The following is a 24,271-nucleotide window of genomic DNA, read 5'->3' as shown; positions in this document are numbered from 1 at the left end:
GCTACGGAGGGTGATCAGATCTCGGCCACCAGGTCGGCGATGGACTCCACGACCCGGGACGGTTTGAAGGGGTAGCGCTCGATGTCGGGCACGGCGGTCAGGCCGGTGAGGACGAGGAAGGTGGTCATGCCGGATTCGAGCCCGGCGAGCACGTCGGTGTCCATCCGGTCGCCGATCATGGCGCTGGTCTCGGAGTGCGCGCCGATGGCGTTGAGACCGGCGCGCATCATCAGCGGGTTGGGCTTGCCGACGAAGTAGGGCTCCTGGCCTGTGGCCTTGGTGATCAGTGCGGCGACCGAGCCGGTCGCGGGCAGGACGCCCTCGGGGGACGGGCCGGTCTCGTCGGGGTTGGTGGCGATGAAGCGGGCGCCGCCGCGGATGAGCCGGATGGCCTTGGTGAGGGCTTCGAAGCTGTAGGTGCGGGTCTCGCCGAGGACGACGTAGTCGGGGTCGGCGTCGGTGAGGACGTAGCCGACGTCGTGCAGCGCGGTGGTCAGGCCGGCTTCGCCGATGACGTAGGCGGTGCCACCGGGGCGCTGGTCGTCGAGGAATTTGGCGGTGGCCAGCGCCGAGGTCCAGATGTTCGCGACGGGCACGTCCAGGCCCATCCTGGACAGCCGGGCATGCAGGTCGCGCGGGGTGTAGATGGAGTTGTTGGTGAGCACCAGGAAGGGCTTGCCCGAGTCCTTGAGGCCCTTGATGAAGGCGTCGGCGCCGGGGATCGGGGTGCCCTCGTGGATGAGCACGCCGTCCATGTCGGTCAGCCACGAGTCGATGGGCCTGCGGGTCGACACCGGTCGCTCTCCTGTCGTCGTGCCTGGCGCCCGTACCTGGGCGTGTGCCCCAGCGTAGCCGGGGCGGAGTTGCCCCGCCCCGGCCGTCTCGCGTGCTGGGCGCCGGCTGTCAGCCCAGGGCCGCGCGGGCGAACAGCGGGGCCAGCGCCAGCAGGGCGGCGCCCTCGGCGACCGCGTGCGCGCCCGCCGCCGCAAGAGCCACAGGGACCGGGCCGAGCGCCGCCCCGACCCCGTCGAGGAAGACCCCGGGATCGGCGAGCACGGTGCGCCCGCCCAGCACGATCCGGTCGACGTCCAGCAGCGCCACCAGGTTCGCGGCGCCCACGCCCAGCAGGCGGGCCGCGCCCGCGGTGTCGCCGCGGGCCACCGCCGCCAGGCACAGCGCCTCCAGGCAGCCGCGCTTGCCGCACTTGCAAGGCGGCCCGTCGAGCTGCACCACCTGGTGCCCGAACTCCCCCGCCCCGGCCCGTCCGCCGCGGTGCGGCCGGCCGCCGAGCACCAGCGCCGCGCCCAGGCCCGTCCCCAGGTGCAGATAGCCGAAGGAGCCGGCGGCCCGGTCGGTGTGCGGCTCGGCCAGGACCGAGAGGGCCGCCGCGTTGGTGTTCTTGTCGACGGCCACCGGCAGGCCGAGCGCAGCGGTCAGCTCGTCCCGCAGCGGGCAGCCCGACCAGTGCGGGAAGCCGGTCACCTCGTGCAGGGTGCCGGTGCGGTGGTCCAGCGGGCCGCGGATGCCCACCCCCAGGCCCAGCACCGGTGCGGGCGCCAGGCCGACGGCCGTCCGCAGCTCGCGGACCATCGCGGCCACGCCCTCGCGGACCGGCAGTGCCAGGTCGAGCGGCGCCGCGTGCTCGGCGACCGTACGCCCGGCCAGGTCCGCGACCACCGCGGTCAGCACCTCCCCGTCCAGGTGCGCGCCGACCGCACATCTGGCCCCCGCCGCGAGCCGCAGTTCGGTGCGCGGCTTGCCCCCGGTCGACGCGAGCCGCCCGGCGTCCTCCACCAGGCCTTCTGCGCGCAGCCGGGCGGTGATCTTGCTGACCGCCTGCGGTGTCAGCCCGGTCCGCTCGGCAAGCTCGGGCCGGCTGATCCCGCCGCTGTCCGCCGCCCCGGCCGCGTCCCGCAGCAGGCCGAGCACCAGCGCCGCGTTGTGGCTGCGCAGACCGGGCAGGTTGACCCCCGGTCCCGGCACGGGGGCCTGGTGCGGTTCCTGGGCGGCGGTAGGCGGGGTCACTCGGCCATTGTCCCGCGCGCTTGCACTTTGGCAACACTGTTGCCAAAGTAGGGCGCATGAGCCCTACCGGTACGCCACCCCTCCGCGTCGCCCTGGTCGGCTACGGCCCGGCCGGCTCCTTCTTCCACGCACCGCTGATCGCCGCGACCCCGGGCCTGGCCCTGGACACCATCGTCACCGGCAACCGCGAACGCCGCGCCCAGGCCGCCGCGGAACACCCCGGCGTCGCCTTCGCCGGCACCGCGGACGAGCTGTGGACGCGGACCGGCGACCTGGACCTCGTCGTCCTCGCCTCCCCCAACCGCACCCACATCCCGCTCGCGACCGCCGCACTCCGGGCCGGCCTGCCCGTCGTCGTCGACAAGCCGCTGTCCGCCACCGCGGCCGAAGCCCGGGAGCTGGCCGCACTCGCGGAGCAGCGCGACCTGCTGCTCACCGTCTTCCAGAACCGCCGCTGGGACAGCGACTTCCGCACCCTGCGCGCCCTGCTGGAACGCCGCGAACTCGGCGAGGTCCACCGCTTCGAGTCCCGCTTCGAGAGGTGGCGCCCCCAGCCCAAGGGCGGCTGGCGCGAGTCCGGCGACCCCGCGGAGATCGGCGGCCTCCTCTACGACCTCGGCAGCCACCTCGTCGACCAGGCCCTCACCCTCTTCGGCCCGGCCCACCACGTCTACGCCGAGTCCGACGTACGGCGGCCCGGCGCCGCAGCCGACGACGACGACTTCATCGCCATCACCCACGCCGGCGGCGTCCGCTCCCACCTGTGGATGAGCGCCACCGCCTCCCGGCTCGGGCCGCGCTTCCGGGTGCTCGGCAGCACCGGCGGCTACGTCAGCTACGGCCTCGACTCGCAGGAAGCCGCCCTGCGCGAAGGCCTGCGGCCCGGCGAAGGAGCGGCGTGGGGCGCGGAACCCGAATCCGCGTGGGGCACCGCGGGCACCGACGAGAACGTACGGCCCGTCCCCTCGCTGCCCGGCGACTACCCCGCCTTCTACGCGGCCGTCGAAACAGCCCTGCGCGAGGGCACGCCACCGCCGGTCACCGCGCTGGAGGCCGCCGCCGCGGTCGAGGTCATCGAGGCGGCCAGGCAGTCCGCGACGACCGGGCGGACGGTGGTCCTGTGACCAGCGCCGCCACCCCCGGCCGGCTCGCCGACCCGGAAGTCCTCGCCCAGCAGGAACGGGACCTCGTCCTCCCCCGCTTCACCCACGACGACGCCTGGCGGCTCGGGTGCCTGCTGGTCGAGCTCGCCCGCGAGCAGGGTGCCGCCGTCACGGTCGACATCCGCCGCGGCGGGCAGCAGCTCTTCCACTACGCCCTTGAGGGCACGACACCCGACAACGACGCGTGGCTCGACCGCAAGGCGCGGGTCGTCCTGCGCTACGGTGCGTCGTCGCTCGCCGTCGGGGAGCGATTCCGCGCCAAGGGCACGACCTTCGAGGCCGCGTCCTTTCTCGACCCCGCGCTCTACGCCGCGCACGGCGGGGCGTTTCCCCTGCGGGTCGCCGGGGCCGGCGTCATCGGCGTCGTGGCCGTCTCCGGCCTCCCCCAGACAGAGGACCACGCCCTCGTCGTGCGTGCCCTCAGCCGTTTTCTGGGGTGACTGCCACTTGCTGCGGCGTTGCTTTCCTTCGGTACGTTGTGGCTGGTCGCGCAGTTCCCCGCGCCCCTGAAAAACGCTCACCCTCCTGCGCAGAGGGCGCCGCCTGAAAGCGCCCGCTCTGCGGGAGAGGGCGACCATCAGGGGCGCGGGGAACTGCGCGACCAGCCACGACGCAGCCGCAGGCAAGCAACGCACCGCAAGGGGCAGGACCTCAGGAGGCGCTGGGGGTACCCCCAGGCGAAGCTCTGGGGGCGGAACTTCGCGCGCAACACACCGCCGGGGGAACGGCGACCGGCCACCGCAACGGGCAACCACCTGACGCGCCCCCGCCGGGGGAAAGACGCGCCGCCCGCCGCAAAGGGCACCCCAGGGGGCGTACCCCCTTACGCTGCGGCAAGCTCCTGGCGTTGGCGGCCCAGGCCGTCGATGGAGAGTTCGACCACGTCGCCCGGGCGGAGGTAGGGACGGGGCTCGGGCTGCCCGAGAGCCACCCCGGCAGGGGTCCCCGTGTTGATCACGTCACCCGGGTAGAGCGTCATGAAGTGGCTGAGGTAGCGGACGACTTCCGCGACCGGGAAGATCTGGTCGCGCGTGGAGCCGTCCTGGCGCAGGACGCCGTTCACCCACAGCCGCAGGCTGAGCGCCTGCGGGTCGGGGATCTCGTCCGCGGTGACGAGCCACGGCCCGAGCGGGTTGAAGGTCTCGCAGTTCTTGCCCTTGTCCCACTGCCCGCCGCGCTCGATCTGGAACTCGCGCTCGGAGACGTCGTGCGCGACGGCGTACCCGGCGACGGCGGCCATGGCCTCGTCGGCGTCGGCCGCGTACCGCAGCTCCCGGCCGATGACGACGGCGAGTTCGACCTCCCAGTCGGTCTTGGTGCTGCCCCGCGGCACCAGCACGGTGTCGGTGGGGCCGACGACCGTGTCGGGCGCCTTCATGAAGACGACGGGCTCGCCCGGCACCTGCGCCCCGGTCTCGGCCGCGTGGTCGTGGTAGTTGAGGCCGATGCAGACGATCTTGCCGATGCGGGTGAGCGGCGGCCCGACGCGCAGGGAGGCGTCGGCGGCGGGCAGGGAGCCGTCGGCGGCGGCCGCGGCGATCCGGGCCATGGCGCCGGCGTCGGCGAGAGTCGCGCCGTCGATGTCGGTGACGAGCCCGCTGAGGTCCCGTACGACGCCGTCCTGGTCGAGCAGGGCGGGGCGCTCCGCCCCTGCGGGGCCGACTCGCAGCAGTTTCACGTGGTACTCCGTACGTCAGTGATCCGCGGCGGACGGTCCACGGATGTCATCGGATGTCTGTCCGATCCTCCAATCGCAGCCCCTCGCGGCGCAAGCCCTGTTCAGTCAGTGGACTCGGCCGGTCTCCGGCGGGCGGGCGCCTCGCCCGTACCGCAGAGGTCGGAGCGGCACGGGCGGTCAGCTGCCCGCGAGGCGGGACACCGTGAAGATCAGCAAACCGACGAGCGCACCGACGACCGTGCCGTTGATGCGGATGAACTGCAGGTCGCGGCCCACGTGCGCCTCGATCTTGCGGGAGGTCTGCTCGGCGTCCCAGCCCGCCACGGTCTCGCTGATCAGCGAGGTGATCTGGTCGCGGTAGGTGGTGACCAGATACGTGGCCGCGTCCTCCAGCCAGCTGTCGACCTTGGCCTGCAGGCGGGTGTCGGTGGCCATCCGGGCGCCGAGGCTGAGCAGCGACGCCCGGGTGCGCATCCGCAGCTCGCTGCGCTCGTCCTCGGCCGCGGCCACCATCATCGCCCGCACCGAACCCCACACCGAGGCGATCAGGTCCTGGACCTCGGGGCGGGCCAGCAGGTCGTTCTTGAGGCGTTCGACGCGCTGCCGGGTGTCGGGGTCGGACTGCAGCTCGGCCGCGAAGTCGCCGAGGAAGCGGTCGACGGCGCCGCGGGCCGGGTGGCCGGGCGAGTCGCGCATCTCGGTGACGAAGCGCAGCAGTTCCTTGTAGACCCGCTCGCCGACCTTGCGGTCCACGAACCGCGGGGTCCAGCCGGGGGCGCCGCCCTGGACGGCGACCATCACCGAGTCGCCGTGCTCGACCAGCCAGTCGTGGGCGCGTACGCACACCAGGTCCACCAGCCTGCGGTGGCCGCCGTCGGCGACGACCTTCTCCAGCAGCTTGCCCAGGCCCGGCGCGACCTCCTGGGCCTCGGCCCGCCGGGTGATCGCCTCGCTGACGACCGCCTGCACGTCGGAGTCGCGCAGCACGGTGAGCATGCCGCGCAGCGCGGCCGCGGCCTGCTCGGTCACCCGGTCGGCGTTGGCGGGTTCGGCCACCCAGGTGCCGAGCCGCGAGCCGATGCCGACGGCCCGCAGCCGGGTGCGCACCACGTCGGCCGACAGGAAGTTCTCCCCGACGAAGTCGCCCAGGCTCGCGCCCAGCGCGTCCTTCTTCGTCGGGATGATCGCGGTGTGCGGGATGGGCAGGCCCAGCGGGCGGCGGAAGAGCGCGGTCACCGCGAACCAGTCCGCCATCGCGCCGACCATGCCCGCCTCGGCCGCGGCCGCCACGTAGGCCGCCCAGGCGCCCGCGTCCTGCGAGTCCGCCCACTTGGCCAGGACGTAGACGACCGTCGCGACGGCGAGGAAGCCCGTCGCGATCAGCTTCATCCGGCGCACCCCGCGGCGCCGCTCCGCATCCGGGTCGACAGCCCCCGGGGCGCCGGCCGGTCCCGCCTCCACCTGCTTCACCCGCATATCCACCTGCGTATTGTTGCCGCCGCTGACAATCTTGGAACGTACGGCGGGTTCCCGGCGCCTCCCGGTGGCGCGGACGCGGTCCCGCGGGCAGGAGCGGCATGGCGCACAGCGGTGGGGACGACGGCGGGCTGCCCGGTTACGCCGAGCACTTCGAGGCCGCCCCCGGCTACCTGGACTTCGCCCGCTACGGCCCCCCGTCGCGCGACGTGCTGGCCGCCACCGCGGACGCGCTCGGCCGCTCCGCGCGCGCCGACCACGACACGGTCAACGACCTGATGCGCGCCGACCTGCGCGCCCGGCAGGCCGCCGCCCGGCTGGCCGGCACCGACGCCGAGCACACCGTGCTGCTGCCCAACGCCTCCACCGGCCTCTTCCAGGCCGCCTTCGGCATCCCCGCCGGCACCGTGCTGGTGCCCGCGGCGGACTTCCCCGCCAACCACTACCCCTGGCGCAGGGCCGCCGCCGCGGGCCTCGCGCAGCCGCGCTGGCTGCCCGGGCCGCCCACGCCCGAGGCGGTACGGGGCGCGCTCACCGACGACGTCGTGGCGCTCTCGATCAGCGCGGTCGACTTCCGCACCGGCTACCGCGCCGACCTCGCCGCGCTGCGGGACGTCATCGGCCCCGACCGGCTGCTCGTCACCGACGCGATGCAGGCCTTCGGCGTGGCCGAACTGCCCTGGCAGGCGGCGGACGTCGTCGTCACCGGCGGCCAGAAGTGGCTGCGTGCCAGCTGGTCCACGGGGTTCGCGGCGCTCTCCGACCGGGCGCTGGAACGCCTCGCGCCCACCCTCACCGGGTGGACCGGGGTGGACGACGTCGCCCTCTTCGACGACGCCGAGCACCCCGCCGCCGCCGGTGCGGCCCGGCTGAGCATCACCAACCTCAGCCCGGTCGCCGCCGCCGCCTTCGCCGCGGCCCTCGACGTCGTCGAGAGCGTCGGGGTCGCCGCGATCGAGGCGCGGGTGGCCGCGCTGGTGGACGGCCTGATCACGGCGGTACGCGGCTGCGGCGGCGAGATCCTCTCCGCGACCGCCCCCGCCCGCCGGGCCGGCATCGTCTCCTTCCGCCTCCCCGGCATCCCCACGGCGACCGTGGCCAAGGCCCTCCAAGCCCACGCGATCACCCCCACGGTCCGCCCCGACTCCCTCCGCCTCTCCCCCCACGCCTCGACCCCCACCTCAACGGTGGCCCAGGTCGCGGCGGCCCTGGATTCCCTGCGGTGACCGGGGGCGCCGCCCCCTCCGCGGCCGTCCCCGGTGAACCACCGCGGCCTTGCAGCCCCGGCACTGAACGGGCGCCGACCGCCACTGTCTGCGGCCTCCCCGCACGCCTCCGCGACGGACCAGCCCGGCCCCGGGATCCCCGCACTGAACGGGACTCAGCGGCCCGCGCCGACTCCGTGCCGCTGCCCTCGCACGCCTCCGCGACGGACCAACCCGGCCCCGGGATCCCCGCACTGAACGGGACTCAGCGGCCCGCGCCGACTCCGTGCGGCTGACTTGGGCGTCGACCGCCCGCGTCTCTTCGGCACGGGTCGGGAGTTGACCCTGACGTGCGGGGCAGGGGTTAGCGTCACCGGGCCGTCGCGGCGTCCGGCTGCCGCGGCTCCCCGACTTCCGCGAAGGACTCCGCATGGCCACCCCCAGCTCCCTGCCGCGCACCGCACGGCAGGTCGTGCTCTCCGCACTGCCCGCAGGGCTGCCCACCCGCGCCGACTTCCGTGTCGTCGAAACCCCGCTGCCCGCGCCCGGGCCGGGCCAGGTGCTGGTCAGGAACCGCGCGTTCCTGGTCTTCGCCGCCCTGTGCAGCCTCATCGGCGGCGCCGACGACATGCCGCTGCCCGCGCTGAAACCGGGCGACCCGCTCTTCGGCCCCGCCGTCGGCGACGTGCTGGCCGCACCCCCCGGCAGCGCCCTGCGCCCCGGCGACCTCGTACGGCACATGGCCGGCTGGCGGGACCACGCCCTCCTCCCCGCCGACGCCTGCACCCCGCTGGGCGACGCGCTGCCCGACCCCGTCGCCCACCTCTCGCAGGGCTCCGTCGCCTACGGGGCGCTCACCCGGCTCACCGGAGTCCGCCCGGGCGACACCGTGTTCGTCACCGGCGCGGCAGGCGGCGTCGGTTCGCTCGCCGGGCAGATCGCCCGGCTCCTCGGCGCCGCACGCGTCATCGGCAGCACCGGGTCCCCGTCCAAGGCCCACCGGCTCACCTCGGAACTCGGCTACGACGCGGTCGTCCTGCGCGGCGCGGAACCGCTCGCCGCCCAGCTCGCCGCCGCCGCACCCGACGGCATCGACGTCCTGGTCGACAACGTCGCAGGCGACCAGCTGACCGCCGCTCTCGGCGCGGCCCGGCAAGGCGCCCGCTTCGCACTCGTCGGTACGCTCTCCGGACAGCTCTCCCGGAACCGGGCCGGCGGTGCATCCGTCGAGATCGACGCCTTCCAGGTCGTCCTGCGCGGCATCTCGCTGCGCGGCTACGCCGGCGCCGACCACCCCGACGTCGCCGCCGAATGGCCCGCCCGCTTCGGCGAGTGGCTGCGCTCCGGCGCCATCCGCTTCCCGCACACCGCGGTCGCGGGCATCACCGAGGCACCCCAGGCGTTGCAGGACCTGATCGAGGGCAGGCACGTCGGGACGGTCGTGGTCGAACCGTAGGAAGCAAGGGGGCACGATGAAGATCGGTGAAGCCGCGGCGGCGGCCGGTACGACGCCGCGGGCGCTGCGCTTCTACGAGGCGCGGGGGCTGCTTGCCGCGCCCGCCCGGACGGCCGCCGGGCAGCGGCTCTACACGCCCCGGGACGTCGCCGTGATCCGGCTCATCCGTGAACTGCTGGCGCAGGGCCTGACGGTGGAGGACCTCCGCGAGTGCGCTGCGCGGCTTCCCATGCTTCTGGCGGTGCCGCGCCCTGCCTGTGCGCCCGGCGGGATCGTGGACCGCCGCATCGCGGTTCTCACCGCGGAGATCTCGCGACTCACCGCCCTCCGCGACGCCCTCGCCAGGCCGGCCGCCTCCCCCTTGCGGTGACCCCGCAGGTCCCTGCCCCTCCCGGCGGGCGGTCGGCCCCCCCGGTGGCGGGTTGCGCGCGCAGTTCCCCGCGCCCCTTAAAAACGCTCACCCTCTCGCTGAGAGGGCAACCATCAGGGGCGCGGGGAACTGCGCGCCCAGCCCGAGGAGTGGGAAAGACAGCAACGCCACAGCAAGTGGCAATCACCTTGCGTCCTCCGCCCGGGGGGAAGGCGAACGGGCTCGGGTCGGAGGGCGGGTGTCAGCCCAGTTCCAGGGTTGTGGTGGCGAAGACCGCCTGGGAACGCGTCGCCGGCGGCGGGGCCGAGTACATGCGGGTGCAGCGGGAGGACTCGGTGAGGCCGGCGGCGACCGCCAGGGACGTGGCCGCGTCGTTGTGGGAGGGGACGTCGAGGGAGAGCGGGACGTCCGCCGGCAAGCCGGCGGCGAGCGCGGCGAAGAGCGCACCGGCACCCTCGGCGGTGTCGGCGAAGAGCGGCCCGATGCGCACCCCGTGGTGCGCGGGCCTGACGACCCCGTAACCGGTGACGTGCCCGTTGTCGTCGAGCAGGACCCGCGCGGTGTGCCGGTCCGCGGTGAGCCACCGGCTCAGGAACGCGTGCCGTTCGGCGGGGAAGCACCCGCTGTCGTACGCGCTGATCGCGTCGAGGTGGTAGGGCGTCACGGAGCCGACGGTGCCGGCGCCGTCCGCCGCCGGGAGCGTCCGCGGGGTGCCGGTGTAGCGGACGTTGTCGTAGGCCGGGGTGAAGCCGGACCGTATGTAGAGGTCGCGTTGCGCGGGCACCGCGTCGAGCCCGATGACGCGCCCTTCCGCGTGGGGCAGCGCGGCCTTCCAGGTGGCAAGGCCCAGGCCGGTGCCGCGGTAATCGGGGTGGACGAGGTAGTAGCCGAGGAATGCGTAGTCGGGTGAGTAGGCCACGACGGAGCAGGCCGACACGACGCGGCCGTCGAGCCGGCCGACGAGGAAGCCGGCCGGGTCGGTGGGCCGGAAGCAGGCCGCGTCGCCGTGGCCGGGGTTCCAGCCCTCGGCCTCGGTCCATGACACGACCTCGTCCCAGTCCGCCGCTGTCGCCTCGGCGACGGTGAAGTCCTCCCGCACGTGAACTCCTTGTCTCGGGTCCCCGGTTGTTCCGGGGATGTTACGCCGCCCCGTACATCCGGGCGATGACATCTTCGATGGCGGGTTCGCGTACGGACAGGTCCACGAGCGGGTGGCTGGCGGCGAGCGCGGTGACCAGGGGCGCCGCGCTGTCGCCTGCGGGGAAGGCCAGCCACTGGCGCGGGCCTTCGCTGCGCACCCAGCGGGCGCCGGGCACCTGGACGGGCGGCAGTTCTGCGGCGAAGTCCACGACGAGGGTGCGTTCCGACTCGCCGACGGCGTGCAGCCCGTCGAGGCCGCCGTCGTACATGAGCCTGCCGTGGTCGATGACCATGACCCTGCTGCACAGCGTCTCGATGTCGGTGAGGTCGTGGGTGGTGAGCAGCACCGTGGTGCCGCGTTCGGCGTTGACGGTGCGCAGGAAGTCGCGGACCTTGGCCTTGCTGATGACGTCGAGGCCGATGGTGGGCTCGTCCAGGTACAGCACGTCGGGGTCGTGCAGCAGGGCCGCGGCGATGTCGCCGCGCATCCGCTGGCCGAGCGAGAGCTGGCGTACGGGCACGTCCAGCAGCGGCCCGAGGTCGAGCAGGTCGACGCACGCATCGAGATTGCGGGCGTAGCGGGCGTCCTCGATGCGGTACATCCTGCGGACCAGCTGGTAGGAGTCGCGCAGCGGCAGGTCCCACCACAAGGTGGTGCGCTGCCCGAAGACGACGCCGATCCTGCGGGCCAGCCGGGTGCGGTCGCGGGACGGGTCGATGCCGGCGACCCGTACCCGGCCGCCGCTGGGGGTGAGGATGCCGGTGAGCATCTTGATGGTGGTGGACTTGCCGGCGCCGTTCGGGCCGATGTAGCCGACCATCTCGCCGGGCGGCACGGTGAAGGAGATGCCGTCGACCGCCCTGACCTGGTGGCGCTCCCTGCGCAGAGTGCCCGCGGCCTTGCGGCGTACGTCGAAGACCTTCTCCACGCCCTCGACGGCGATCACGGGTTCTGCGCTGCCGTTCACGGTCACGTGCCCTCAACTCCCGGTACTGCGGTAGGAACGGACGCCGGCCCGCCAGACCAGCCAGGACAGCGCACAGCACGCGGCGGCGACCGGCGCCCCCGCGAAGTCCACCCAGCCGGGCAGGCCCAGCGGGTCGGGCCTGCCCATCATGTGCAGCGCGGGCAGCCAGTTGACGAAGGCCAGCGGGACCACGAAGGTGACGCCCCGCACCAGTTCGCGCGAGAACAGCGCGGGCGGGTACTGCAGCAGCGTGGCGCCGCCGTACGTCACGGAGTTCTGCAGCTGCGCCGCGTCGCCCGCCCAGAACTGGAAGGCGCCGCCCGCGACGAAGACCGCACCGAAGATCGCGGCGCCGACCAGCAGCGTCAGCGGCAGCAGCGCCAGGTTGACCGGCGTCCAGTCCACCCCGGCCCGCGGCAGCGACCAGCCGAGCACCAGCAGGCCCTGCACCAGGCGGCCGAGCCGGCGCAGCGCGAAGCGGTCTGCGGCCACCTGGGCCAGCACCGGCGCCGGGCGCAGCATCAGCGTGTCGAGCGTGCCGTCGCGTACCCGCTCGCCCAGCCGGTCCATGGAGCCCATCAGCAGGTCGGCGAGCCCGAAGGAGGTGCTGGCGGTGCCGTAGAGGAAGGCCACCTCGCTGAGCGTGAAGCCGCCGAGCGCGTGGATGTGCGAGAACATCAGCATGATCGTGACGAAGTCCAGTGCGGTCGCGGCGAAGTTGCCGGCCGCGGTCATCACGAAGGACGCCCGGTAGACCGTCGTGGACCGCATCCACATGCCGACGACCAGCCGGTAGGCGCGTACCGACTCGGCCAGGGTGCCGGGGGTGCGCTCCGCGGGCGTACGCGGCTCTGCCTGTGCCGCCGCCTCAGCCACCGTGCACCACCACCCTGCGCGTGGCCAGGTTCTGCACCAGCCGCCCCGCGGCCAGCAGTGCCGCCGCCCAGCCCGCCTCGAAGGCCAGCGCGAGCAGCGCGTCGGCGCCCTGCCGGCGCTGGAGCAGCACGTCGGCCGGCACCTGCAGCATCGCCGACCAGGGCAGCGCCTGGGCCACGTCGCCGAGCGCACCGGGGAAGGCGTTCAGCGGCAGCAGCATCCCGGAGAAGAACAGCCCCACGATCCACGAGATCTGCACCACCCCCGTCCCGTCCAGCAGCCAGAAGGCGCTCAGCCCCACCAGGTAGCGGATCGCGAAGCTGACCACCGTGCCCAGGCACACCGCGGCGGCGAACAGCAGCCAGGCCAGCGGGGAGGCGGGCAGCGCCAGGTCGAAGACCAGCCCGCCGGCCACCATGGGCAGCACCCCGCGGCCCAGCAGCTGGAAGCCGGCCCTGCCCAGGTCGGCGGCCAGCCACCAGGCCTGCAGGTCGGCGGGCCGGTAGAGGTCGACGGCGATCGCGCCGGAGTTGATCCGACCCATCAGCTCGGTCTCGAAGCCGCCGCCCATCTGCGCCATCGCCGCCAGCAGCGCCTGCCCGACCCACACGTACGTCAGCGCCTGCGCCTCGGTGTAGCCGCCGAGGTGCGGGCGCTGGTCCCACAGGGCGATATAGGTGTAGGCGATGATCAGGCCGAAAACCGTATTGGTGAACACGCCGGCCGCGGTCGCCACGCGATATGTCGCATAGCGCCGGAATCCGCGGACCGCGACGGCAGCGTAGAAGCCGCCCATTCCCACCGCCTCTCTGCCGGGAATCCCGGGTGGAATCCCGGACCGCCGCCGGGAACCACTGCCCGGAACCACGGTCTGGAACAGCCGTCCGGAACCCCGGTAACCGCCCGGAACACAAGCGGCCGAGCCTAGTGCGCGGCACGCGGCGGACTCCACTGCTTTTCCGCCCGCCGGGTGACGCGGGTGGGCCGTCCGGCCTGTCACAGCCCTGTCACGGATGCGCGCCGCCTGATCCGGGCGGGCGGATGATGCGACAGTGTGGAAGGTGGACACGCATGGGGTGTACCTCCGCCTACGTGCGTGTCCGTGCCGATCGGCCCGGTTTTTCCGCCGCGGACCCAACCCTGGCGGCGGATGAGGAGTCCCTACAGATATGAGCGACGTGCAGTACGGGGCGGCCGGCGGCGGCAGCGGGGGCGACCGGCCCCGCAGGACCGGGTGGCGGCGGCTGGTGCCCAGCTGGCGGGTGGTGACCGGGACGGTGCTCGCCGTGCTGGTGCTGCTGCTCGGCGGCTTCTTCCTCGGCTACGCCCTGGTGTCCATCCCCGACCCCAATGCGGCGGCCGTCGCGCAGAGCAACGTCTACTACTACGCCGACGGCAAGACCGAACTGGCCCGCGACGGCGCCGTCAACCGGCAGAACGTGTCGCTGTCCGAGGTCGCGGAAACCGCGCAGCACGCGGTGCTCTCCGCAGAGGACCGCAATTTCTACCACGAGTCCGCGGTCAGCCCGAAGGCGATGCTGCGCGCCGCATGGAACACCGCGACCGGCAAGGGCAGGCAGTCCGGTTCGACCATCACGCAGCAGTATGTGAAGAACTACTACCTCAACCAGAACCAGACCGCGTCCCGCAAGGTCAAGGAATTCTTCATCGCGATCAAACTCGATCGCAACGAGTCGAAGGACCAGATCCTCGAGGGCTATCTCAACACCAGCTACTTCGGGCGCAACGCCTACGGGATCCAGGCCGCGTCGCAGGCCTATTTCGACAAGAACGCCGCACAGCTGACCACGGCCGAAGGCGCGTACATCGCCACCCTGCTCAACGCGCCGAGCGAGTACGACCTCGCCGCCCACCCGGAGAACGCACCCGCGGCCAAAGCCCGCTGGAACTACGTGCTCGACGGCATGGTCAAGGAAGGCTGGCTCACCGCCTCGGAGCGCAATGCCACGCAGTTCCCCGCCATCGGCAAGCCCAAGCCGGTCGCCAGCAAGGCCGGCCAGCGCGGCTACATCATCGAGGCCGTCAACCAGTACCTCGACGAGAACCACATCGTCGACTCCGACTCGCTGCGGCTCGGCGGCTACCGCATCGTCACCAGCATCCAGAAGCCGAAGGAGGACGCCTTCGTCACCGCCGCCCAGAACGACATCTACGCCAAGCTCGGCGACACCGCTGCCGACAAGTACGTACGGGCGGGCGGCGCCTCCATCGACCCGGCGACCGGTGACGTCGTCGCCCTCTACGGCGGCATCGACTACACCAAGCAGTACGTCAGCAGTGCCACCAACGGCACCTATCCCCCCGGCTCCACCTTCAAGCCGGTCGTGCTCGCCGCGGCGCTCCAGCACCACTCGCAGACCCAGGACGGCGAGGACATCACCCCCTCCACCGTCTACGACGGCGAGAACAAGCGCCCCGTCGTCGGCCCCGACGGCCCCGTCGGCTACGCCCCGGAGAACGAGGACAACAGGACCTTCGGCCGGATCAACGTCACCGAGGCCATGGACCAGTCCGTCAACGCCGTCTACGCTCAGATGGCGCAGGACGTCGGCACCCAGAAGGTGATCGACACCGCCCACGAACTGGGCATGCCCGACGACGTCAAGATCCCCACCACCCCCGCGATGGCCCTCGGCTCCTTCGGCGCCAGCCCGCTGGACATGGCGCAGATCTACGCCACCCTCGCCAACCACGGCAAGCAGGTCCCCTACACCCTGGTGCTCAAGGTCACCAAGGACGGCAACGACCTCACGCTGCCCAAGCGCGAACCCAAGCAGACCGTGCCCCGCGACACCGCCGACACCGTCACCTCGGTGCTGCGCAGCGTCGTCGAAGGCCCCAAGGGCACCGCGCGGGTCGCCCAGGACTCCGACTGGCCCTCCGCCGCCAAGACCGGCACCGCGGAGAACGACATCGCCGCCTGGTTCGCCGGCTACACCCCGAAACTGGCCAGCGTGGTCGCGGTCCTCGGCATGAACCCCGACACCGGCAAGCAGGAGAAGCTCTACCACGCCCTGCACCAGGACCGGATCAACGGCGGCGGCCCGCCCGGCCAGGTCTGGGCCGACTACACCGCGGCCGCCCTGCGGGGCGTACCCGTCCAGGACTTCGACCTCGACGTCAGCAAGGACCTGCCGCCGACCTCCCCGGCCAGCGACGAGCCCACCACCGACACGCCCACGACGTCCCAGCCGCCCACCAGCCTGCCCCCGACCAGCACCCGGCCGCCGACCAGCAGCCCGCCCACCACCGAGCCGACCACGCCGACCGGGCCGACGTCCGAGCCGCCCACCACGGAACCGACCGGTGAGCCCACCCAGACCTTCGACCCGCTCGGCGGCCTCACCGGCGCGGCGACCGGCGGACCCGGCGGAGGCGGCGGCCCCGGCGGCGGATAGCCGGAAGCGCGGGCGGCCTCAGAGATACAGGCCGGTGGAGTCGTCGGTGCCCTTGAGGCGCTCGGAAGCCACCGCGTGCAGGTCGCGTTCGCGCATCAGCACGTACGCCACACCCCGCACCTCGACCTCGGCCCGGTCCTCCGGGTCGTACAGCACCCGGTCGCCGACCTCCACGGTCCGCACGTTCTGCCCCGCCGCGACGACCTCGGCCCAGGCCAGCCGCCGCCCCACGGCGGCGGTCGCCGGAATCAGGATGCCGCCGCCGCTGCGGCGCTCGCCCTCGCCGGCCTCGTGCCGCACCAGGACCCGGTCGTGCAGCATCCGGATGGGCAGCTTGTCGTGCTCACTGTTCGAACTCACCCGCACGACGTTACCGGCGGCGCCTGCGGACCGAGAGACTGGCCACCGCTGCGACGATCCCGACCACCGCGAGCGCCGCGGGCGCGACCCGCTCGGGGCGCAGCGCACCCTCCGCGGTGACGAACTGCGACCTGGCCCGGCCCACCGCGCGGTTCACCGCGACATACGCCTGCCCGACCGTGCGGTCCACCGCGGAGACGGCCTTGGCCTTCGTATCCCGCGCGATCGTCGCAGGGTGCACCCGGACCGCCAGCTCGTCCAGCGTCTCCGCGAGGTCCTGCCGCCTGCGGGCAATCTCCGCCTCGATCTGAGCGGGCGTCCTGACGTCGTCCGACACCGCGTCTCCTCCATCGCCTGATTAGGTAGCGTTCGGACAGTCTGTCAGTACGACGCGGCCCGCGCCTCGTCGGCACCCCCGTTTGACTGAGGAGCTTTCCCATGGCCGAGCGCCTGTCACCCGGCGACCCCGCCCCCGACTTCACCCTCCTGGACGCCGACGGCAAGCAGGTCTCCCTCGCCGACCACCGCGGCCGCAAGGTCATCGTCTACTTCTACCCCTCGGCGATGACCCCCGGCTGCACCAAGGAGGCCTGCGACTTCACCGACAACCTCGACCAGCTGGCCGCCGCCGGCTACGACGTTCTCGGCATCTCCCCCGACTCCCCCGACAAGCTCGCCAAGTTCCGCACGAAGGAGTCCCTGCGCGTCACCCTCCTCTCCGACCCGGACCGCACGACCCTGACCGCCTACGCGGCCTTCGGCGAGAAGATGAACTACGGCAAGAAGATCATGGGCGTCATCCGCTCCACGATCGTCGTCGACGAGTCCGGCAAGGTGGCCCACGCCTTCTACAACGTCCGCGCCACCGGCCATGTGGCCAAACTCCTCCGCGACCTCAAGGTCTGAGGCCCCGCAAATCCCGCGGCACGGCGGCGCGGCGCACCGGTACGATGGCGCGTGCGACCAGCGGCGGTGGCGCAATGGCGACGCAGCAGACTTAGGATCTGTGGCCCTTGATCGGGCTTGAGGGTTCGAATCCCTTCCGCCGCACGGTGAAGGCCCGCGATTTCCCCTGGGGGCGCGGGCCTTCGGTGTGGTCAGGCGAGGAGTTCCGCCACTGAGGGGGCGAGGGCGCGGAAGGCCTTGCCGCGGTGGCTGATGGCGTTCTTTTCTGCGGGGGTCAGTTCGGCGCAGGTGCGGGTCATGCCGTCGGGCTGGAGGATCGGGTCGTAGCCGAAGCCGCCGGTGCCGGCGGGGGTGTGGCGGAGGGTGCCGCGGAGGTGGCCTTCGGCGACGCGGGTGGTGCCGTCGGGGAGGGCGAGGGCGGCCGCGCAGGCGAAGTGGGCTGCGCGGTGCGGGGGGTCGATGTCGGCGAGCTGGGCGAGGAGCAGGGCGAGGTTGGCCGCGTCGTCGCCGTGGCGGCCGGCCCAGCGGGCGGAGAAGATGCCGGGGGCGCCGCCGAGGACGTCGACGCACAGGCCCGAGTCGTCGGCGACGGCCGGGAGTCCGGTGGCCTCGGCGAGGGTGCGCGCCTTGAGCAGGGCGTTCTCGGCGAAGGTGACGCCGGTCTCCTTGACGTCGGGGATGTCGGGGTAGGCGTCGGCTCCGACGAGGTCGACGTCGAGCCCGGTGCCGGTGAGGATGGCCCGGAGTTCTGTGACCTTGTGGGCGTTGCGGGTGGCGAGTACGAGGCGGCGGGTCATGGGCCGATTATCCCGGCGGGGTGCCCTGCCCGGGCACCCCGGCCGGGGCGGTCAGGCCTGGGTGGCGGCCAGTGCGGCCTGCTGTGCCGCGGTGAGTTCGGTGCAGCCGCCCACCGCGAGGGCGAGCAGGGCGTCGAGTTCTGCGCGGTCGAAGGGCTGGCCTTCCGCGGTGCCCTGGACCTCGACGAAGCGGCCGTCGCCGGTGCAGACGACGTTCATGTCGGTCTCGGCCTTGACGTCTTCTTCGTAGGCGAGGTCGAGCAGCGGTACGCCGTCGACGATGCCGACGCTGACGGCGGCGACGGTGCCGGTCAGGGGGCGGGACTTGGCCTTGATGAAGTGGTTGGCCTGCATCCAGCCGACGGCGTCGGCGAGGGCGACGTAGGCGCCGGTGATGGCGGCGGTGCGGGTGCCGCCGTCGGCCTGCAGGACGTCGCAGTCCAGGACGACGGTGTTCTCGCCGAGGGCCTTGTAGTCGATGACGGCCCGCAGGGAGCGGCCGATGAGCCGGGAGATCTCGTGGGTGCGGCCGCCGATCTTGCCGCGGACGGACTCGCGGTCGCCGCGGGTGTTGGTGGCGCGCGGCAGCATGGCGTACTCGGCGGTGACCCAGCCTTCGCCGCTGCCTTTGCGCCAGCGGGGGACGCCCTGGGTGGCGCTGGCGGTGCAGAGCACTCTGGTGTCGCCGAAGGACACCAGGACGGAGCCTTCGGCGTGCTTGCTCCAGCTGCGCTCGATGGTGACGGGGCGGAGCTGATCCGGCCTGCGGCCGTCAAAACGTGACATCCCCCGAGCCTATCCGGGTGACCCGGCCCCGGCTCCGCCCCCCGGTGGCTACATCATGTCTTCGATGTCGGCGGCGATCGGGTCGGCGTCGGTGCCGATGACGACCTGGATGGCGGTGCCCATCTTGACGACGCCGTGGGCGCCGGCGGCCTTGAGGGCGGCCTCGTCGACGAGGGAGGGGTCGACGACCTCGGTGCGGAGCCGGGTGATGCAGCCCTCGACCTCTTCGATGTTGCCGAGTCCGCCGAGCCCGGCGACGATCTTCTCTGCCTTGGTGGCCATCTGAGTCTCCCTGTGTCTCCGACCCACCGCGGGTCCGTTATGTCACGGTAACCCACGGTTGGCCCAACTTCACGGGCGGTCAGCCGCCCGGTGGACCACCATGTCGATCATGGACGCCGGTCTCCCGCACCCCCAAGTGGTCTACACCACTGTACGCGACCAGTCCACCCGCGGCGGCCCCGGGTGAGCGCCGCCGAGGCCACCGCCGGGCGGCCGCGCCGCAGCTGGGGCAGCCGGTTCTTCCAGGGCCTGCAGAAGATGGGCCGCAGCCTGCAGCTGCCCATCGCCGTCCTGCCGGCGGCCGGCATCATCAACCGGCTCGGCCAGCCGGACGTCTTCGGCAGCGACGGCCTGGGCTGGGACCGCCTGTCGAAGGTCTTCGTCGGCGCGGGCGGCGCACTGCTCGACGGCAACTTCGGCCTCCCGCTGCTGTTCTGCGTGGGCGTGGCCATCGGCATGGCGAAGAGGTCCGACGGCTCGACGGCGCTGGCCGCGGTGGCCGGCTACCTGGTCTTCTTCGGCATCCTCACCCGCTTCCCCAAGGAGTGCCCGCAGGGCGCGACCTTCACCCAGCTCGGGCAGCTGGCCGGCGCATGCACCCTCAAGGACGGCACGACGACGCTGGCGGAGTTCCAGACGCCCGGCGTCTTCGGCGGCATCGTGATGGGCCTGCTCACCGCCTACCTGTGGCAGCGCTTCCACCGCACGAAGCTGCCCGACTGGCTGGGCTTCTTCAACGGCCGCCGCCTGGTGCCGATCATCATGGCCGGGGTCGCGATCGTCTTCGCGATCGTGTGCCTGTGGATCTGGCCGCCGATCGGCGACGGCCTGACCAGCTTCAGCAAGAGGCTGGTCGACCTGGGCTCGTGGGGCTCGGGCATCTTCGGTGTGGCCAACCGGGCGCTGCTCACGGTGGGCCTGCACCAGTTCCTGAACACCTTCGTGTGGTTCCAGTTCGGCGACTTCACCAAGCCCGACGGCACGGTCGTGCACGGCGACATCCCGCGCTTCCTGGCCGGCGACCCGACGGCCGGCCAGTTCCAGACCGGCTTCTTCCCGATCATGATGTTCGCGCTGCCCGCGGCGGCACTGGCGATCGCGCACACCGCACGCCCCGACCGCCGCAAGGAGGTCGGCGGCATGATGCTGTCGGTGGCGCTGACCTCGTTCGTGACCGGCATCACCGAGCCGATCGAGTACTCGTTCCTGTTCATCGCGCCCGCGCTGTACGCGATCCACGCGCTGCTGACGGGTGTGTCGATGGCGCTGTGCTGGGCGCTGGGCATCAAGGACGGCTTCAGCTTCTCGGCGGGCCTGATCGACTACGTCATCAACTGGAACCTGGCCACCAAGCCCTGGCTGATCCTCGTGGTCGGCGCGGGCTTCGCACTGCTCTACTACCTGCTCTTCCGCTTCGTGATCCTTTTCTTCGACCTGAAAACCCCGGGCCGCGAGCCAGGGGAACTCGGCGAGGAGATGGAGAAGGAGAACATCAAGTAGCCGCCACCCACGGTAGCGGCCGCGCCCACCGTACGTAAGACCCCCTGGCCAGTGAACCAGGGGGTCTTCGCTGTGCGTGAGCGGTGTGACGCAGCGCACGCGGAATCGCGGATTCCTTTACGCGTACCTGACGTGCTACAACAGGTCTACACCACTGAGTGGTATAGACCACGGAGGATTTCGATGACAACGGCCACGGCCACCGACGCCATTCCGGCGCCGCCCGCAAAGAAGCGGGGCTCCGGCCTCTTCCAGGGCCTGCAAAAGGTCGGCCGCAGCCTGCAGCTGCCGATCGCGGTCCTGCCTGCGGCAGGCATCTTGCTCCGGCTGGGCCAGTCGGACATCCACGACAAGCTCCACCTGCCGACCGACGTCACGCGGGTCTTCGCCGGCGCCGGAGGCGCGCTGCTCGACGCCTCCTTCGGTCTGCCACTGCTGTTCTGCATCGGTGTGGCCATCGGCTTCGCCAAGAAGGCGGACGGCTCCACCGCGCTCGCCGCGATCGTCGGCTTCCTGACGTACTACGCCGTGATCCACCAGTTCCCGATCGACCCGGGCACGCCCGGCATGACGTACACGGGCAGCGGGCTCGGCGGCGGCTTCTGGCAGAAGGGCGACACGGTCGTCACTGCCAGCTTCCAGAACCCCGGCGTGCTCGGCGGCATCATCCTCGGCCTGCTCACGGCGGTGCTGTGGCAGCGCTTCCACCGCACCAAGCTGGTGGACTGGCTCGGCTTCTTCAACGGCCGCCGCCTGGTGCCGATCATCATGGCCTTCACCGGCACCGCGCTGGGTGTGCTGGTCGTCGCGGGCTGGGAGCCGATCGGCGACCAGATCACCCACTTCGGCAAGTGGATGACCGGGCTCGGCTGGTTCGGCGCCGCACTGTTCGGCCTGATCAACCGTGGTCTGCTGCCCATCGGCATGCACCAGTTCGTCAACACCGTGGCGTGGTTCCAGATCGGCGACTTCAACGACACGGCCCACCACGTGGTGGCGCACGGCGACCTGAACCGCTTCTTCGCCCACGACCCGGGCGCCGGCCAGTTCATGTCCGGCTTCTTCCCGATCATGATGTTCGGCTTGCCGGCCGCCGCCCTGGCCATCGCGCACTCCGCTCGTCCCGAGCGCCGCAAGGCCGTGCTCGGCATGATGATCTCGCTCGCGCTGACCTCGTTCGTCACCGGTGTGACCGAGCCGATCGAGTTCTCGTTCATGTTCATCGCGCCGCTGCTGTACGCGATCCACGCGGTGCTGACCGCGATATCGATGGCGGTCACCTGGGCGCTGGGCGTGCACGCGGGCTTCACCTTCTCCGCGGGCTTCATCGACTACGCGATGAACTGGAACCTGGCCACCAAGCCGTACCTGATCATCCCGATAGGCCTGTGCTTCGCGGTGATCTACTACGTCGTCTTCCGCTTCGCGATCACGAAGTTCGACCTTAAGACCCCGGGCCGCGAGCCCGAGGAAGAGGTCGAGGACGTCACTCGCTGAGTCCGCGTCCGGCGGGTCGGCCCCGGGAGCCCGGGCGCGAAAGCGCCCGGGCTCCCGGGCCTTCCGCGGTCACAGCTCGTAGACCGCGCCCGCCGTCGCCAGGTCGACCGGACCGGCGAAGGCGGCCCGGGCGTCGCGGAGGTTGGCCGAGGGGCTGGTCCACGGGGGGATGTGGGTGAGGACCAGGCGGCCGGCGCCTGCGCGGGCGGCGACCTCGCCGGCCTCGCGGCCGTTGAGGTGCAGCTCGGGGATGTCCTCCTTGCCCGCGGTGAAGGACGCCTCGCACAGGAAGAGGTCGGCGCCTTCTGCGAGGGTGTCGAGTGCCTGGCAGGGGCCGGTGTCGCCGGAGTAGGTCAGGGTGCGGCCCTGGTAGCCGAGCCGGAAGCCGTAGGCCTCGACGGGGTGGCTGACCAGGTCGGTGGCGATGTCGAAGGGGCCGAGCCGGAAGGTGCCCGGCTGCAGGGTGCGGAAGTCGAAGACCTCGCTCATGCACTTCTCGTCGGGTACGTCCCCGTAGGCGATGTTGAGCCGGCGTTCGGTGCCGGCCGGGCCGTACACGGGGATCGCGGCGGCGGGGCCGCCGTCGTGCCGGTAGTAGCGGGCCACGAAGTAGCCGCACATGTCGATGCAGTGGTCGGCGTGCAGATGGCTCAGCACGACCGCGTCCAGGTCGTAGAGCCCTACGTGGCGCTGCAGTTCGCCCAGGGCTCCGTTGCCCATGTCGATCAGCAGCCGGAAGCCGTCGGCCTCGACGAGATAGCTCGAACAAGCCGAGTCCGCGGACGGGAACGACCCCGAGCAGCCGACGACGGTGAGCTTCATTGCTGGAAACACCTCCGTGGGCAGGCCGCATCCACCCCATTCCTGGTGGGGTGGGGGGATTGGCGGATAGCTGTCCGCCGTGTCTTGCGAGGGTAAAGCGCAAGGCGGTGTGCTGGGCCTCCACGGCGCCCCGTTGTGGGCGGAATCACCAGTCCGGGGGGTCTTTTACGGCCCCTTCGGCCGCACTTGGCGCTTTGTGGTCGCCGTGCGGCCTGCCGGTGCGAACAGCGGTACGCCGGACGGGCAGGTGTCCGTCCGGCGTCCGCAGCGAGGGTTCAGGCCCGAAGGGCTCAGGCCCAGAGCTGGCCGTGCAGTGCGGCGACCGCGGCCTCGGTGCTGGGCGCGGTGTAGATGCCGGTCGACAGGTACTTCCAGCCGCCGTCGGCGACGACGAAGACGACGTCGGCCCGTTCGCCGGCCCGCTCGGCCTTGGCCGCGACGCCGAGGGCCGCGTGCAGTGCGGCGCCGGTGGAGACACCGGCGAAGATGCCCTCCTGCTGCAGAAGTTCGCGGGTGCGGCAAACCGCGTCCTGCGACCCGACGGAGTAGCGGGTGGTGAGCACGGCCTCGTCGTACAGCTCGGGCACGAAGCCCTCGTCGAGGTTGCGCAGCCCGTAGACCAGGTCGTCGTAGCGCGGCTCCGCGGCGACGATCGCGACGCCGGGGGCCTTCTCGCGCAGGTAGCGGCCGACGCCCATGAGGGTGCCGGTGGTGCCGAGGCCTGCGACGAAGTGGGTGACGGTCGGGAGGTCGGCGAGGATCTCGGGGCCGGTGGTGGCGTAGTGGGCGCCGGCGTTGGCGGGGTTGCCGTACTGGTAGAGCATGACCCAGTCCGGGTGCTCGGCGGCCAGCTCCTTGGCGACCCGCACGGCGGTGTTGGAGCCGCCGGCCGCGGGCGAGGAGATGATCTCGGCGCCCCACATGGTGAGCAGTTCGCGGCGCTCGGAGGAGGTGTTCTCCGGCATCACGCAGACGATGCGGTAGCCCTTGAGCCGGGCGGCCATCGCCAGCGAGATGCCGGTGTTGCCCGAGGTGGGCTCCAGGATGGTGCAGCCGGGGGTGAGCCGCCCCTCCGCCTCGGCCTGCTCGACCATGTGCAGGGCCGGGCGGTCCTTGACGGAACCGGTGGGGTTGCGGTCCTCCAGCTTCGCCCAGACGCTGACGGCGTCGGACGGTGACAGGCGCGGCAGGCGGACCAGCGGGGTGTTGCCGACCGCCGCCAGCGGGCTGTCGTAGCGCATCAGGCCATGCCCCCGGCGACGGCGGGCAGGATCGTGATGCTGTCCCCGTCGGCGACCTTGGTGGAGATGCCGTCGAGGAAGCGGACGTCCTCGTCGTTGAGGTAGACGTTGACGAAGCGGCGCAGCTCGCCGCCGTCGACCACCCGCTCGCGCAGGCCCGTGTGCCGGGTGTCGAGGTCGGCGAGCAGCTCGTCGAGGGTGCTGCCCGCACCGTGGACCGACTTCTCGCCGTCGGTGTAGGTGCGGAGGATGGTCGGGATGCGGACCTCGATGGCCATGTCTGCGCTCCAGTGAGTGCGTGGGT

At 72.3% G+C, this 24,271-nt stretch carries 25 protein-coding genes and 1 tRNA gene; 10 read left to right on the top strand and 16 right to left on the bottom strand.

Going from position 1 to position 24,271, the window contains the following annotated elements:
- Positions 1–14: 14 nt before the first annotated feature.
- Entirely contained in the window at positions 15–794 is a 780-nt protein-coding gene (locus JT723_RS00370; RefSeq protein WP_205042242.1) for an HAD-IIA family hydrolase, read from the bottom strand.
- Positions 795–903: 109 nt separating this feature from the next.
- Positions 904–2,025, bottom strand: coding sequence for an ROK family transcriptional regulator (locus JT723_RS34745; protein WP_251512765.1), 1,122 nt, complete (start codon positions 2,023–2,025; stop codon positions 904–906).
- A 56-nt stretch (positions 2,026–2,081) separates the two neighbouring features.
- On the opposite strand from JT723_RS34745, the gene JT723_RS34740 reads away from it, so the two are divergent.
- Both JT723_RS34740 and JT723_RS34735 read left to right on the top strand, forming a co-directional pair.
- Positions 2,082–3,149: a Gfo/Idh/MocA family oxidoreductase gene (locus JT723_RS34740; protein ID WP_240164870.1), complete on the top strand. Its 1,068-nt coding sequence runs from the start codon at positions 2,082–2,084 to the stop codon at positions 3,147–3,149.
- A complete protein-coding gene (locus tag JT723_RS34735) occupies positions 3,146–3,628 on the top strand; it encodes a heme-degrading domain-containing protein (protein WP_251512763.1) in 483 nt (160 codons plus the stop codon). The genes JT723_RS34740 and JT723_RS34735 overlap by 4 nt, the downstream gene beginning before the upstream one ends.
- A gap of 383 nt (positions 3,629–4,011) precedes the next feature.
- Here JT723_RS34735 and JT723_RS00360 read toward each other — a convergent pair whose 3' ends face one another.
- The gene (locus JT723_RS00360) at positions 4,012–4,866 is read right to left on the bottom strand and encodes a fumarylacetoacetate hydrolase family protein (RefSeq protein ID WP_205042240.1); all 855 of its coding nucleotides are present in this window, start codon (positions 4,864–4,866) and stop codon (positions 4,012–4,014) included.
- A gap of 177 nt (positions 4,867–5,043) precedes the next feature.
- Positions 5,044–6,342: a DUF445 domain-containing protein gene (locus JT723_RS00355; RefSeq protein WP_205042769.1), complete on the bottom strand. Its 1,299-nt coding sequence runs from the start codon at positions 6,340–6,342 to the stop codon at positions 5,044–5,046.
- 101 nt (positions 6,343–6,443) lie between these two features.
- Here JT723_RS00355 and JT723_RS00350 point away from each other — a divergent pair, with 101 nt between their 5' ends.
- The 3 genes from JT723_RS00350 to JT723_RS00340 all read left to right on the top strand — a co-directional run bounded on the left by JT723_RS00350 (position 6,444) and on the right by JT723_RS00340 (position 9,373).
- On the top strand, positions 6,444–7,568 hold the full coding sequence (locus JT723_RS00350) for an aminotransferase class V-fold PLP-dependent enzyme (protein WP_205042238.1): 1,125 nt from the start codon (positions 6,444–6,446) through the stop codon (positions 7,566–7,568).
- A 409-nt stretch (positions 7,569–7,977) separates the two neighbouring features.
- Positions 7,978–9,003: an MDR family NADP-dependent oxidoreductase gene (locus JT723_RS00345; RefSeq protein WP_205042237.1), complete on the top strand. Its 1,026-nt coding sequence runs from the start codon at positions 7,978–7,980 to the stop codon at positions 9,001–9,003.
- A gap of 16 nt (positions 9,004–9,019) precedes the next feature.
- Positions 9,020–9,373: a helix-turn-helix domain-containing protein gene (locus JT723_RS00340; RefSeq protein WP_205042236.1), complete on the top strand. Its 354-nt coding sequence runs from the start codon at positions 9,020–9,022 to the stop codon at positions 9,371–9,373.
- A gap of 241 nt (positions 9,374–9,614) precedes the next feature.
- Here the strand turns inward: JT723_RS00340 and JT723_RS00335 are convergent, their stop codons facing one another.
- The 4 genes from JT723_RS00335 to JT723_RS00320 are packed head-to-tail and all read right to left on the bottom strand — an operon-like array spanning position 9,615 to position 13,153.
- Positions 9,615–10,472 carry a GNAT family N-acetyltransferase gene (locus JT723_RS00335; RefSeq protein WP_251512735.1) on the bottom strand — a complete coding sequence of 286 codons (858 nt, stop codon included), beginning with the start codon at positions 10,470–10,472 and terminating at the stop codon, positions 9,615–9,617.
- A 40-nt stretch (positions 10,473–10,512) separates the two neighbouring features.
- The gene (locus JT723_RS00330) at positions 10,513–11,487 is read right to left on the bottom strand and encodes an ABC transporter ATP-binding protein (protein WP_205042232.1); all 975 of its coding nucleotides are present in this window, start codon (positions 11,485–11,487) and stop codon (positions 10,513–10,515) included.
- 6 nt (positions 11,488–11,493) lie between these two features.
- Complete coding sequence (locus JT723_RS00325) at positions 11,494–12,357, bottom strand: ABC transporter permease (protein ID WP_372441183.1); 864 nt, start codon at positions 12,355–12,357, stop codon at positions 11,494–11,496.
- Positions 12,350–13,153, bottom strand: coding sequence for an ABC transporter permease (locus tag JT723_RS00320; RefSeq protein ID WP_205042229.1), 804 nt, complete (start codon positions 13,151–13,153; stop codon positions 12,350–12,352). The genes JT723_RS00325 and JT723_RS00320 overlap by 8 nt, the downstream gene beginning before the upstream one ends.
- A 373-nt stretch (positions 13,154–13,526) precedes the next feature.
- Between JT723_RS00320 and JT723_RS00315 the strand changes: the two genes are divergently transcribed.
- Positions 13,527–15,776, top strand: a complete 2,250-nt coding sequence (locus tag JT723_RS00315; RefSeq protein ID WP_205042227.1) for a transglycosylase domain-containing protein — start codon at positions 13,527–13,529, stop codon at positions 15,774–15,776.
- 18 nt (positions 15,777–15,794) lie between these two features.
- Here JT723_RS00315 and JT723_RS00310 read toward each other — a convergent pair whose 3' ends face one another.
- Entirely contained in the window at positions 15,795–16,097 is a 303-nt protein-coding gene (locus tag JT723_RS00310; RefSeq protein WP_205042767.1) for a GroES family chaperonin, read from the bottom strand.
- A gap of 49 nt (positions 16,098–16,146) precedes the next feature.
- Positions 16,147–16,473, bottom strand: a complete 327-nt coding sequence (locus tag JT723_RS00305) for a DUF3618 domain-containing protein (protein ID WP_205042226.1) — start codon at positions 16,471–16,473, stop codon at positions 16,147–16,149.
- Positions 16,474–16,574: 101 nt separating this feature from the next.
- On the opposite strand from JT723_RS00305, the gene bcp reads away from it, so the two are divergent.
- On the top strand, positions 16,575–17,042 hold the full coding sequence (bcp, locus tag JT723_RS00300; protein ID WP_205042224.1) for a thioredoxin-dependent thiol peroxidase: 468 nt from the start codon (positions 16,575–16,577) through the stop codon (positions 17,040–17,042).
- Positions 17,043–17,102: 60 nt separating this feature from the next.
- A tRNA-Leu gene (locus JT723_RS00295) sits at positions 17,103–17,186 on the top strand.
- 47 nt (positions 17,187–17,233) lie between these two features.
- On the opposite strand, the gene rdgB is transcribed toward JT723_RS00295, so the two are convergent.
- Genes rdgB through JT723_RS00280 form a run of 3 tightly spaced genes read right to left on the bottom strand, consistent with a single transcriptional unit; the run spans position 17,234 to position 18,907 of the window.
- Positions 17,234–17,839: an RdgB/HAM1 family non-canonical purine NTP pyrophosphatase gene (gene rdgB / locus JT723_RS00290; RefSeq protein ID WP_205042223.1), complete on the bottom strand. Its 606-nt coding sequence runs from the start codon at positions 17,837–17,839 to the stop codon at positions 17,234–17,236.
- 51 nt (positions 17,840–17,890) lie between these two features.
- Positions 17,891–18,625, bottom strand: a complete 735-nt coding sequence (rph, locus tag JT723_RS00285) for a ribonuclease PH (protein ID WP_205042222.1) — start codon at positions 18,623–18,625, stop codon at positions 17,891–17,893.
- A 48-nt stretch (positions 18,626–18,673) separates the two neighbouring features.
- Positions 18,674–18,907: a PTS sugar transporter subunit IIB gene (locus JT723_RS00280; RefSeq protein WP_205042221.1), complete on the bottom strand. Its 234-nt coding sequence runs from the start codon at positions 18,905–18,907 to the stop codon at positions 18,674–18,676.
- 258 nt (positions 18,908–19,165) lie between these two features.
- Between JT723_RS00280 and JT723_RS00275 the strand changes: the two genes are divergently transcribed.
- Both JT723_RS00275 and JT723_RS00270 read left to right on the top strand, forming a co-directional pair.
- Entirely contained in the window at positions 19,166–20,407 is a 1,242-nt protein-coding gene (locus JT723_RS00275) for a PTS transporter subunit EIIC (protein WP_205042766.1), read from the top strand.
- Between the two features lie 183 nt (positions 20,408–20,590).
- Entirely contained in the window at positions 20,591–21,904 is a 1,314-nt protein-coding gene (locus tag JT723_RS00270; RefSeq protein WP_205042220.1) for a PTS transporter subunit EIIC, read from the top strand.
- Positions 21,905–21,973: 69 nt separating this feature from the next.
- Here the strand turns inward: JT723_RS00270 and JT723_RS00265 are convergent, their stop codons facing one another.
- The 3 genes from JT723_RS00265 to JT723_RS00255 form a co-directional block, all read right to left on the bottom strand.
- Complete coding sequence (locus JT723_RS00265) at positions 21,974–22,726, bottom strand: MBL fold metallo-hydrolase (RefSeq protein WP_205042215.1); 753 nt, start codon at positions 22,724–22,726, stop codon at positions 21,974–21,976.
- 290 nt (positions 22,727–23,016) lie between these two features.
- The gene (locus JT723_RS00260; RefSeq protein WP_205042213.1) at positions 23,017–23,967 is read right to left on the bottom strand and encodes a PLP-dependent cysteine synthase family protein; all 951 of its coding nucleotides are present in this window, start codon (positions 23,965–23,967) and stop codon (positions 23,017–23,019) included.
- Positions 23,967–24,245 carry a MoaD/ThiS family protein gene (locus JT723_RS00255; protein ID WP_205042211.1) on the bottom strand — a complete coding sequence of 93 codons (279 nt, stop codon included), beginning with the start codon at positions 24,243–24,245 and terminating at the stop codon, positions 23,967–23,969. Before JT723_RS00255 ends, JT723_RS00260 begins: the two co-directional genes overlap by 1 nt.
- Between the last annotated feature and the right edge of the window lie 26 nt (positions 24,246–24,271).

It is taken from the genome of Actinacidiphila bryophytorum (assembly GCF_016916835.1).
Taxonomy (GTDB): Bacteria; Actinomycetota; Actinomycetes; order Streptomycetales; family Streptomycetaceae; genus Actinacidiphila; species Actinacidiphila bryophytorum.
The sequence above is the reverse complement of the archived record's forward strand: the minus strand, read 5'-3'. Positions and strand labels throughout refer to the sequence as shown.